Below are 12,897 nucleotides of genomic sequence, written 5' to 3'. Positions count from 1 at the left end.
TTTATATTATATCATTTTATTTTTTTTGCTGGAATACCCCCTATCGTAATTCCTTCTTCTTCAAAAGAATGAACAACAATAGCACCTGCAGCAATTATTATGTTATTAGCAATATATATATCTCCTATTACCTTTGCTCCCACTCCTAAAATTACATTATCTCCAATTATGGGACATTTATTGCTTTTGCCATCATTCCCAATACAGTTATTACCATGTAAATGGCAATTTTGACCAATTATACTACCCCCATTTATAACATTATTATAATGATAAATCATTAGTCCTTCTCTAGTATTTATTGTTTCTATTTCAAGCCCTAACTTTTCACCTAAATAATTTTTCTTAGTTATATAATATAGATATAGTGCCTTGTAAAAAGGGTTACCAAATTTTTGTTTTCGCACATTATAGAAATCTGCTTTTCGAGATAATCTTAAAAAGATATGAATCATTCTTATTGGTTCTCTTTTTAACCTCGATAAGAAATATCTTGATTTTGTTTGAAACATATATTTTGAATATAAAATCTTTTCATATTCCAAGCATAATAGCAGTTGTTTCTTATCTTGAATCATAAACAATTTTTATTGAAAATTAATTATTCCAAAAGAATTTAGCCCCAGGATTAAGAAAAATAAATCTCCCCCAGTAAAGAATATGATATATTACTATTAAGAGTAACCCAACCAAATAAACTCTATAATCTATAGACACCTTGCTAATACCATTTTTAATTAAATTATATCTTTTATTTCCTTCATAAACATAAATAATATAGCTTATAGATATAAAATATAACAAAACTAAGGGTTCTGCAAATCGTCTTAATATTTCATACAAAAAAACAGTTCTATACAATAATACTCCAAAGACGACAGTGTTATAAATATAAATTATCTTCTCATTTGGTTTTAATTTTAAAGATCTATATCCTAAATATATGAAGGAGATGTAAAATAATGAGGATGTTATTAAGGCAAATGTACTTTGAGCATATTTGCTTTCTGCACCTTCTACACCAAACCATCGGTCAGCCTCATTAATATAATTTTGAAATTTATTGTCTAATGAAAAATATTTGAAATAACTTGCAATAAATCCTATCGAACTACCGTCAAAGAAAAAAGATAAATAAATATACAATGGGATAGTTATTCTCCAGTCAAACAATTTTTTTCTAAAAAACAAATAAATTATACATATAAAAGCAACAGGTATTAGAGTAGCTGTATGGATTGAGATCCCAATTAAAATCATCAAAAATGTCTGAATCCATTTCTTTTGATGGAAAAAATAAATCGCCAAAAAAAGAAAACTTAATGCAATACCTTGTCTAATAGCTGCGCTAACAAAGAATAAAGTTGCAGGAACAAAAAAGGCGTACATATATCTTGATTGTTTCCCATAACTCCTAATAAGGACAAAAGCACAGATAACGAAAATAAGACTATATACTATATATCCTCCAACATAATTTAATCCTAACACATTTATTAATTGATTCAGCCACCTAAAACCAATTTGTTCATCAGGTTCGCTAAAAGCATGTTCCATTCTATATTTATAAGAAATATAATCAGGACCCCATCCATACCTTGAGCCAACAATAAGAGCATACAATAAAATAGGCCTTACAGCCTGCAACCAAAACTTAACATTATCTTTATTGCTTGAACTATATTTTCCCCATAGAAAATAAAATAAAAAAAGAAGGAAAAATAGCAATATGTGTTCTATTATCGACATTTATATTTCACACAAATTGTTATGTAATTTATGTATACTTAGTTCTTTACTATATACCAATGATTTCTCTTGTAATTCATATAATGACTTTTTGTCTGTGCATAACTTATTTAAAGCTTTAGTAAAAGAGTTCAAGTCATAATTATTGCAATAGAAAGCTCCATCACTTTTACAATAATTCCGTATTGAACCAACATCGCTAACAACCATTGCTAAACCTACAGCCATAGAGGAGGTTATGACATTACTACCAATGGTGTCATCCATTACATTCAGTGAAATATCAGAATTTTGCATAAGTTTTAATAACTCGATTTCTTCTACATATCCAATCAATTCTACATTTAAACATTCTATAAATATAGAAGTTAAATCCATTACCCCTTGACAAATAATAAAAGTTTTGTCTAAATTTGCATCTACTATCTCCTTCAATAACTCAAAATTTCTTTTTTGATTTCCCATAACTATAATCTTTGGAATAGCAAATTTTTCTCTTTTCAAAGGCTTATAATATTCCAAATCCACATAATGGAACAAGGTTCTAATTTTTATAGGAGGAATATTAAGTTTTGTTGAAAAGTAATCAGTTAAAGAAGTACCTAAAGTTAATATCTTACTTAGTGGTTTTATCCATTTTTGCATCTCAGAGTGACTAAAAGAGTCTTCTAATTTTTTAGGCACAAGATGCACTAGTCCAAAAATATTTAGGGTTCTATTCTTCCTTCGTAGATATTGAGCTAGGATTAATTGTGGAAACAATAGTTCAAAATATTCTAATAAATAAATAGTATCACCTATTCCCAATTTGTTATTTAACAATTTACCTATTTTCAAATATTTATAAGGAACAATAACTTCCTTTATTAATATACTCTGAAACTTCCGAATAAAAATATTCTTCTTCAAACTAATATATAAATCTGGAAATACTATTACTTCATATTCTTCTGGGTAATGCAGCTTTAATAAATTGCACATATGTTTAATCCCTGCATGATTATTAGTAGTATTACTAAATTCTTGACAAATCAGATATTTCATATCTATTATTTAAGAATGTTAATGAACTAAAGGCTAAAAGCAACTTATCGGAAAAGTTTCCATTTATTACATTCACCTTCTATTTCAATTCCTTAGTTTTTTTAGAACACACAATAATAATTGTTTACTTAACTATTAAAATTGTGGCCCTACTATTCTCTAAAATAAATATTTCTAAATTTACTTATTGATTATTTACTAAAAAATCTTGAATTGAAATTCAAGCATCATATGCTCTTTTAACATATCTTATATTTATGTCCTTAACCCTTCTTTTAAGAATTCTAATGAATTAGCTTTTAAAAAAGCTAATTTTTCATAAACAACATTGTAATCAATTTCAGGGATTTGATCAATCTTATAGTACTCAGCATCCGTAACGAACAGATGTTTCAAACCTAATAATCCAAGCAGACTTTCTAATCTTGCCATGCCTCTGTTAGGATTAGCTATACAAATGAATGGCTTTTTCAAAATAATACAGAAAGCGACACAATGATAAGAATCGGTAATTATCATCTCACTATTCTTAATGAAATTTAGCCACTGAGGTATTGAGTATAGTTTATTTGTTATTCTATTAACAATAGGATATTTTATACCTTTAAGATCAAAGACTTTCCTATTCATCTTGCTTGCTAAATTATTTATAAAATTGATATTCCCAGAATAATCATCTAAAAGCATATGGGCAATATATCTATCATTGACTCTTGTAAAAATCTCTTCATTTTTAATCAATTTTAAATATTCTTCTTCTTCTAGCAAAAAAACAGGGTCAAGAACTAATTGAGCATAAACACCTAATTCCTCACATATTTTAACTCCTGAAGTCTCACGAACCGAAATAGCATCAAATCTTTTGATTAACTCCTTTACTCTCTCCAAAACTTTTGCAGGAACATTTAGTTTATCAAGTCCAAAACTGGCCGCATAAGATATCTTCTTATGACTATCATCAACAAATGAGAAAAAAAAGTCTTCTAAATTTGGAACATAGGAATATCTCCATACTTGGTCGCTTCCAACTAAAAATAAATCAATGGAAGAGTTTAATTCTTTCGCACAAGAAGATGTAACCTCGTTAGTTTTATTAGGCAAATACTTATTAGAGAATTCTATAAATGGCTGTGTACCTAAATGCGTTAAGATAAAATCTCTAGTTAAAGATTTAATACTTTCTACCTTATCCTCTGTAAACTTATAGTTTATTACCACTGGGGTATGGCCAAGTTTTAATATAGTTGTATAAGTTGCAAAGAGTTGGAGCATTGCTCCATAATTTCTGTTTTCGGGATAATGATGCGTTAAAATTCCTATTTTCATACGTAAATTAATCTTAAAGAAATTATTTGAATATTAGCATAAATAACAGATGCTTATATTATCTGTCATTCGTCTCAAAAATTGCTTAAAAATAATTATTATCTTATTTACCAATCATTCTTTTAATTAGATTGATGCTATTTTCCCCTAAAACCTGCTTGGCAAGTTGCTTTGCTTTCCCTTTTACATTTTCTTGTATATTTAATACTATTTCCAACGCCTCACTTTCATCATTGCTGTCGGTAAACACCTCAAATAATATTGGCTGGTCGGCAACTCCCATTGTTAAAAACCGTTTATAAGCCCCCTCAAATCCTACTTTATCTGATGCACTCATATATTCAAAGCCTAAAGCTTCAGCATAACTTTTAACAAGTATCGGCGATTTATTACCATAATGCCCGCTAGCTGCGATAAATTCATCGGCCTTTTCATGAAACTGAGCACCTGGGTGCATATATTGTCTAAACTCTATACCTCGGCCATTATTAACCAATAGAATACGAATATTCTTCCCAAAATGGCGATTACCCAGTACGTTCATATCATAGAAAAAGGCCAAATCACCTACAATTAGAAAATACAGTTTATTTTTATTGAAAAGAGACGCTCCTAATAAAGTTGATACATTACCATCAATGCCAAACCCACCTACGTTTGATGAAGACATCACTGAAGGAGGTAGTTCAAAAAAATTCCAAGCGCGTAAACTATTTAATATACCAAAATGAATTGTCGAACTATCAGGGATAAGATGAGCCAATTTTGAAGCTATCCATATATTGGAAAATGGTAATTCTGGAAGCTTATCATAATGCTCAGAAAGTTGCTCTTTACAACTCTTTAAATAACTGTCATTGAAAACCTTAGGACTCTTTAAATATTGTTTGAAAAAACTTTTTTCGGGCATTTCAAATATATAACGTAACTTACGAGTTGTATCACGTATCTCACCATCTTCATTTACTCTCCACACTTGTTTCCCTGAAAATCCAAGACTATAATAATCACCAGTTACCTCTCCGATGTGTATAAGTAAATCAGGATAATTTGTAAAGTCTGCCATTTGTTGACCAGCAACGAGTGAGAATAATACTCTATACTTTCCTTTGTAATTACTTGAATGATCACAGAACACTACACCATTATTTGAAGCACAAAAGTTATCTAATAATTCTGTGTTTTCCTTTGTCCAGATTGCATGCGCTCCAATAAATACAGCAACCTTTCCTTGAGGTAATGCTGGAAAATCATCGTTAACAGTCACTCGATTAATTACACGAAACTTTGGTAACTCCTTCGTTGTGTATGTTTTATTATATGTGGTTGGTAAATTAAGGTGAACTGGGCCTCCGCCATGTCTTTTAAGTTCTAGAATAGCTCGGTTAACCTTAACCTCACAATCCCATAAATCTTCATCATCTTTTACAATTGGTAATGTAAGGCTTAATTTTGCAACATCATTTGGTATTGAACTCCGATCTATAATTTGTGCTATATGATGCCCAACACGTGCGATTGCCTGAGTAGATGTAATTGCTAATATAGGAAGTTTACGATAATAAGCTTCTGTAAGCCCAGGAGAATAGTTACGAGATGCGGTTGCCCCTGTACAACTTAATACAACCGGCTCACCAGATTCTCCTGCTAAACCACATGCAATATAGGCGGCAGAACGTTCATCGACAGACGAATATACCTGAAAATATGGATCGTTTTGAACACTTACTACTAATGCCATATTAGTTGTTCCTGGAGAAGCTATTATTTTTCGAATTCCATGTTCTTTCAATAATGAAACCACTACCAATGCATTTTTCTCTTCTGTATAAGATTTTTCCATAAAAAATATTGAAATTATTTCTTTTTGAACTTATCTAAAATTTTAGTTTAGGTCCTACTTTTCGAATTAAACATAAATTATACGTCATAATATTTAAATTAAGTATCCATCTTGAGGTTAATATCTTATCAAAACAGTTGAAAATAGCTATTATAGCTACTATTTCTTGGATTTAAAGCAATATTGGTTTTAATATAATATTTTTGACAAAGTTTTTTACATTCAAAAGAATCAAATCCTGTATATGTATTAAGAAATAATTTCCTTAAATGAAATTTCAGTTTTTCAAATAGGTTGTCAATTACGGAAAAGCTCTCTGAAGTCAACTAAATAATCATATTTACCACGAATTTATATTTAAATAGCTATCAAAATTTCCTACCTATTATACAAATACAGAAAATTATCTAATCTCCAGAGCGATTGTCTAATCTGATTACCTATATTTAAACGTAACTGCTAGCCCTCCTTGATTTTGTCTTGTGTGCCCTTCTAACTAAGCACATAATAAGTATATATATTTCTTATACTCTTTTAATAACCTTTTCTATATTTTCTCTAAGAATCGTCTATATTCCATTTATTTAAATGATGATAAATACTTTTCGGAGTATAATTATCTTTAAAATTACAGTCTGCTCGTTTTTCTATCTAGTTACAATCAGTTTTAATTCTATAAAAATCACTTCTGCAATATTAATTCTTTACTTAAGATAAACTTTTGTCTTTACTTAACTAAAAGCAGGGGAAGTAAGCTCTCGACCTTTTTTTCCCATAGTGTTTTTATTATAAGTTTTCATTTTGATTAGTAAAGCAAAATTTGATCTCTATTTAAGCATCTCTTAATTTATCTAATAATCATAAACAAGTTCTTTGTTAAAAATATCTAATTATTAAATATTTCATTTTTTGTCTAATCCCTTGTATTTCATTTAATGGGGTATGTTCCTTTACATGCTTGTCTTTTAATGCCTCCGATTCCCAATTTATATTTTCGAACTTGGGATCTTTTAAGAACTCAATTAAACAGTTTTTTAATCCTACCTCCACTTTAGCAAAAGTATCATTATTAACAAATTGGTTAATTTTCGAGGTATTAAATACTCTGCTAAAAAATCTATCATATAACACTTGGTATTTTGCTGGTTTCCACTTTAAAAATTTCTTTAAATCCTGCAACACAAACTTAGGTCTATACCCTAAATAAGCCTCTAGTCCATCCAAATAAATGGTCAAAATCTCATCCCATGTATGTGAATCTTTTGCTGTTATATGATATATCTCTCCTAAAGCCTTAGTGTTGTTAATTATTGATAAGATTCCTTGTGATACATCAAAACCATAAGTCACTGTAGTTTTCTTAGTATTAATATCACTCGAAAATACAATTGTTCTGCCCTTTAAAGCCCTATAAAGCCACTCTTCTTTTTCTAAAGCTCCCAGTTGCAATCGGTTTTCACTATATGTTATATAAGGTCTGACAATTGTCCAATTATTATATCCAGAATTTTTCAATATGTCCTCTTGACGTGCCTTTGACAAAGCATATTCATCCGTTGCAAGAAATTCTTTATCTTGAGAAATATCAAGTAACCGAGCTGATGTTTCTACTATTGGCAGATTTGAATCTGCATAAACTCTTGCCGAACTCAAAAAAACGTACTGTGATGAAGCCTCTAAAAATAAATGAACACGCTCTTCAAAACTCGATGTTGTATATACCATAAAGTCAATGATACAATCCCACTTTTCATTTAAAACTGTTTTAATAAAGTCTAAATCATGAGCGTTTCCCTGAATATAGTTTATGTTACTTGTAGAACTACGCTTTGTTCTAGATGTAACAACCGTTTCTACGAAATTCCGTGAAAGGAGTTGAATTAAATGCATTCCCATTGCTCCAGTACCTCCTAAAACCAAGACTTTCATATTTATACTGCCTTAAAACCTTTTGAAACTCGATTCATTAGTAAAATTCTAAATTTTTCTCGTTCCGATTTATTAATACCAATAAAGAACATACTTATACTAGCTAATATTATACTAGCCATCATACTTAAACAAGAGGAAATAAATCCATCTGGTCTAACTGAGTAAATAGCAAAAGAAGGAATAGCCGAAAGTAAAATAACTAGTGAAAGTGGAAAAATTACTCGACTAAAAAATAGGTCGACTGGTAGGCCAACGAGCAGTCTTACAATCATTAAGCGAACTACAAACATGATTAAATTTATTACTATGGCCACTATAAACACAGCATAAGCATTACTTCCCATTACCAATACCAACCATGATATACCAAAAATAGCAATCTGAATACTCCCAAGAATCATTTCATACAATTTCATTTTTCCGGGTGCTCTGGCAGCTGTGCCTATTGGTAAACTCACAGAATTGATTAAAGCTTCAACTAATGCCAAGCGGGTAAATAAAACGGAATATTCAGGCGGATTTTTAAGCCATACTTTCAATACAATATCCATTTCAAGAAATAGTGGTAATGCAAAAACCCATATTAAGAAAAAGGTAATTTTTGACCCATTGAAAATCAAGGAATACATTCCATTCTTATCATTAGCTGCATATGATTTTATTATTGGGGAATAAAGCCCTACATTAAAATTATTGGCGAATTGATTAGTTTGAGCACTAATATTCATTGCTACTGCTCTAGCTGCCACAACTATTGGATTAAACACCTGATTCAAAAGAATTGTAATTGCTTGATTACGAATAACTGTAGTTAACTGTCCAAATAGTGTCCATCCTGTAAATCCAACTATTTCCAACAACAAATTTCTGTTCCAATAAAATTGCTTGAACTGGCATTCTCTATACTTTTGTACACAAATAACGATATAAATAAATGCAGTAATTAACGATGCTACCGAACTTAATAGTCCATATAATGCTAATTTATCTCCTTTCAAATAAATAAGAAAAAAAACTAAAATCAATTTCATAATCGTTTCCGCTACTGACACGTATGCATAAATTTTCATGTCCTCATGCGCAATAATAATTGCCATAAAAGGAGTAGTAAAAACAGTACTAACAAACATTAATACCGAGTAATGAAATACTAAACGTGCCGATTCAAATCTTACAGCTGGTAACTGCAACTTTTCGTTTACAAACCATAATCCAATTGTCTCAAGTAGAATTAGAGAAATAATCGCAATTGAAACATAGATTACCAGATTTACAGTAAACGTAATTTTCAATTTTTCGAAATTACCTTGACCCAATGCAAAAGAAAAAAATCGTTGTGTTGCTGAAGCCATTGTACCCGTGAAAAACGAAAAAAAAGTTACTAATCCTCCAACCACATTATAAATTCCATAATCCTCTACTCCAAGTGCATTTAAAACTAATCTATAAGTATACAAAGTTACTGCCATTGTCAGGAACATTCGTATATATAAAAAAAGAGTATTTTTTATGATGGTTTTAGAACTAGACACTAATAATAAAAAAATTTAGTCTTCTGCTTTTCACATTTATTTCTAAGTGTGCTTAATTATATGTTTAACATTAGCAGATTGAACATAATACTCAAAATTTTACTTTACTTAATATATCATAAGCTGGTCTCCTTTGGTTATTAAAGTGTTTTCAGCTCCAAACCTTCCACCATTCTCTATTTTTTTTCTCTTCTCCGTAGGCGTAGCCATAGCCATAGCCATAGCCATAGCCATAGCCATAGCCACTATTACTGTAATCCACTCCATTAAAGATAATATTAAGAGAATTAAATTTATTTGATTTTTTAAGGTCGACCAATAAATTAAGATAACTTTTAGGCGTATATTCATGCCTTACCAAATAGAAACAAACATCAGCATAAGGACTTAATATTGTGGCATCAGTTACTAATCCAACTGGAGGTGTATCTAGGATAATATAATCAAACGTTTGCCTAAGTACTTCTATTAAAGTTTTGATTCTTCCATTTGAAAGTAATTCTGCTGGATTTGGTGGAGTTGGCCCACAAGGAATAATAAAGAGGTTATTACTTATTTTGGTATGTTTAATAATATCTTCCTCACTTGCTCTATCAATTAAATAATTAGATATTCCTTTGTCCTCTGAAACACCTAGATATTTTGAAATTTTTGGCTTACGTAAGTCTAATTCAATAAGTACAACTTTTTTTTCTAACAAAGCAATACTTGCAGCAAGATTAATACTAACAAAACTTTTACCTTCACCGCTTATTGAGGAGGTTAATAAAATCGATTTACTACCTTCGCTGCTAGTACCTGCATATTGCAGATTTGTACGTAAAATTCTGAATTGTTCAGATATAAAACTTTTACTGGTTAAATCTAAAACATTATCATGTAAATCTTTCGGTTTTTTACTGATTTCCCCAAAAATACTAAAACCGCTAATTGTCTCAATCTCTTTACGAGACTGTATTTTATTATATATCAGTTCTTTACCATTAACTACACTTGCAGGGATTATCAATCCTATTAAGATTGCTAATGCATAAATAATAGTTTTCTTTGGTTTTACTGGAGTAGGAGTACTGTAAGGATCATCTACCACACGACTATCTGTCACTGTTGATGCATAAGAAATAGCCGTTTCTTCACGCTTTTGCAAGAGCAATAAATACAAACTTTCTTTTATCCCTTGCTGACGCTTAATATTAACAAACTCTCTCTCCTTCTTTGGAATAGTTCGAATAGATGATTCAAATTTATTGTTCATATCTTTTAAATTTGAACGTGTAACAAATAAGGTCTTTTTCTGATTAGCAATATTTTCCTTAATCGCACTTTTCACATTGGCAATTTGTGTACTAATAGTTTCTAATAATGGATTACCTACTTGAGTAGTCCTTGCATATTTTTCTTTTTGAATGCTTAATTCATTAAGCTTGTTTAAAAGGTTTATTAAGACTGGATCATTGACCGATGTTGATGGAGCCACGCCCGTCTGACTACTTAGTAAATATGCTTCAACTTCATCTAATACCTTTAACTTAATATCTACTGAATTTAGCTCTGAATCCGTTTCCTTAACTTTTTCCAAAAATAAATTAGCTTCTGCACTTAAATCGGTTATCCCTTGACTGCTCTTATATAATTCAACGTCCCTTTCTACGTCACCCAATTCATTAGTAATTAGCTTCAGCCGCTCATCAATAAATTGTATTGTATTTGACGCTTCCCTATTTTTATCACTTAAAGCCGAAAATGTATAGGCTTCTAATAGCTTTGCTAAAAAAGCCCTTCCTTTAGAAGGTACTGCGTCCTCTACAGAAAGTTTTAAAACAGAGCTTTTTTGGTTTAGTAACTCAACTTGTAGGTTACTTTGATATTGTTGAATTACAGCGTCTTTAGGAGCAAATGTCACTTTAATTAAATCGTTCTCTTTACGATATAAAGAATCATGAAGAAATATACGAAATAAACCAAACTCACTTTTGATATTTTGACTATATGCAAAAATACCTTTGGTCTTCCCATACTCATCCAATAGCTCGTACTTCTGTTTATTTAAAATTTTAATAAAAAGTGGTTCTTCATAAGCAACGCTATTCAAATTTCCATGCTGTACCCAAATTGGTGAAATACCATAAGCCATTTCGTCAAAATCTCTTATGGCACCTTCTTGGAAATAATATACGGTCAAATTCAGTTCATTAACAACTTTCTCTATTAAAGTCCTAGACTTTAATACTTCTACTTCATTCTCCACAATTTTGTTTCCTGAAAAAAGTTCTAAGTCTTTCAAAACATCATTACCAGACATACCTCCTTTTTTCTCGTCTTTAATTAGTAATAAGGAACTTACTTGATATATAGGAGTTGTATAACGTAAGTATAAATATGCTACAATAAATGAAACAGTCAATGAAGTAATAAACCAATACCAATACCGGAAATACTTCAGGAAAAAAACCCTTATATCAAAATCGTCTTGTTTTTCTTCCCAAAAATTTAATTCACTATTCATGAGTACTTATAAGTTTTGTCTTTTTAAAAATTAATCTTGAACAGATTTATTTCGCCGCTCGGCATTAATAAATAAGATTACGATTAGAATAACAATTAATACAATTATATCACTTATCATAGTTTTCTTAATTTAAATAAAAAATTGTTCTACTTCTTCATACTAATTATTATTCCAACACTTTTATTTTAATAAATGTTGAGAAGACATCAGTTGTGATCACCATTAAAATCGAATAATATTAACTATTTTAAGAAAGTATAAGTGGGATTTAATCTACTGAGATAGATTTAAAAATAATTAGATTTATACAAATCATGATAGGATTATTCATTAGCCACATTTATCTATTGTCAAAGATAAACAATTAAAAAACACAAAATCAAAATAAATTTATTATTTGGTCGAATTTCACTGAATAATACAATTATTACTTTATTTGGCAATAAAGTTTCTTTTACTAATATCTACTTTAATATCATTTTTAAACTTTTATTTGTTCAAAATTATTTATAAGAATACTCTTTAAAATTAGTATATTATTTGCCAATTTTTAAATTAATAAAATAATATATACGATTCTCAACAAAAATAAATAATTGTATTTATCATTAGAATTTATATCGAATAACAGTTAATAGACTATAAATTTGAAAAAGAATGCTTTATTCAATCAACTTTTTAGCAAGTTTACTTGGTGGATAAAATACAATTAACTTATAATCAACACCTCCTGAAAATCATCGGGTAGAGTAAATTTGAAATCTAATTACTAAAACCTTATTCGATATAAACTCTATTAATCCAATCTGAAATTTATATTAAAAATTTAATAAAATATTAACAGAAAAAGAGCAAAAAAATAGTTACTTTTCAAGGAATAATCTAATTGAGCTTAGAACAACATGACAAGAAGTTCCAGTATCTTTAATATGTTTTCTTTATTTTGAATATTCTTAGAAACT

General features: G+C 29.6%; 8 protein-coding genes. All 8 read right to left on the bottom strand.

Annotated elements, in window-relative coordinates; translation table 11 throughout:
* Window positions 1–11: 11 nt before the first annotated feature.
* Entirely contained in the window at window positions 12–578 is a 567-nt protein-coding gene (locus H1R81_RS08925) for a 2,3,4,5-tetrahydropyridine-2,6-carboxylate N-succinyltransferase (RefSeq protein WP_181840361.1), read from the bottom strand.
* A 19-nt stretch (window positions 579–597) separates the two neighbouring features.
* Complete coding sequence (locus H1R81_RS08920) at window positions 598–1,749, bottom strand: EpsG family protein (protein WP_181840360.1); 1,152 nt, start codon at window positions 1,747–1,749, stop codon at window positions 598–600.
* Window positions 1,750–2,793 carry a glycosyltransferase gene (locus H1R81_RS08915; protein WP_181840359.1) on the bottom strand — a complete coding sequence of 348 codons (1,044 nt, stop codon included), beginning with the start codon at window positions 2,791–2,793 and terminating at the stop codon, window positions 1,750–1,752.
* Window positions 2,794–3,048: 255 nt separating this feature from the next.
* Window positions 3,049–4,119 (bottom strand): polysaccharide pyruvyl transferase family protein, encoded by a 1,071-nt coding sequence (locus H1R81_RS08910; protein ID WP_181840358.1) that lies wholly within the window; start codon window positions 4,117–4,119, stop codon window positions 3,049–3,051.
* A gap of 103 nt (window positions 4,120–4,222) precedes the next feature.
* Window positions 4,223–5,962 carry a thiamine pyrophosphate-binding protein gene (locus H1R81_RS08905; RefSeq protein ID WP_181840357.1) on the bottom strand — a complete coding sequence of 580 codons (1,740 nt, stop codon included), beginning with the start codon at window positions 5,960–5,962 and terminating at the stop codon, window positions 4,223–4,225.
* Between the two features lie 876 nt (window positions 5,963–6,838).
* Window positions 6,839–7,891, bottom strand: a complete 1,053-nt coding sequence (locus H1R81_RS08900) for an NAD-dependent epimerase/dehydratase family protein (RefSeq protein ID WP_181840356.1) — start codon at window positions 7,889–7,891, stop codon at window positions 6,839–6,841.
* Window positions 7,892–7,893: 2 nt separating this feature from the next.
* Window positions 7,894–9,426 carry an oligosaccharide flippase family protein gene (locus H1R81_RS08895; protein ID WP_310588060.1) on the bottom strand — a complete coding sequence of 511 codons (1,533 nt, stop codon included), beginning with the start codon at window positions 9,424–9,426 and terminating at the stop codon, window positions 7,894–7,896.
* Window positions 9,427–9,577: 151 nt separating this feature from the next.
* Complete coding sequence (locus tag H1R81_RS08890) at window positions 9,578–11,932, bottom strand: tyrosine-protein kinase (RefSeq protein WP_181840354.1); 2,355 nt, start codon at window positions 11,930–11,932, stop codon at window positions 9,578–9,580.
* Between the last annotated feature and the right edge of the window lie 965 nt (window positions 11,933–12,897).

The sequence above is a fragment of the Emticicia sp. BO119 genome (assembly GCF_013912375.1).
Lineage (GTDB): Bacteria > Bacteroidota > Bacteroidia > Cytophagales > Spirosomataceae > Emticicia.
The sequence above is the reverse complement of the archived record's forward strand: the minus strand, read 5'-3'. Positions and strand labels throughout refer to the sequence as shown.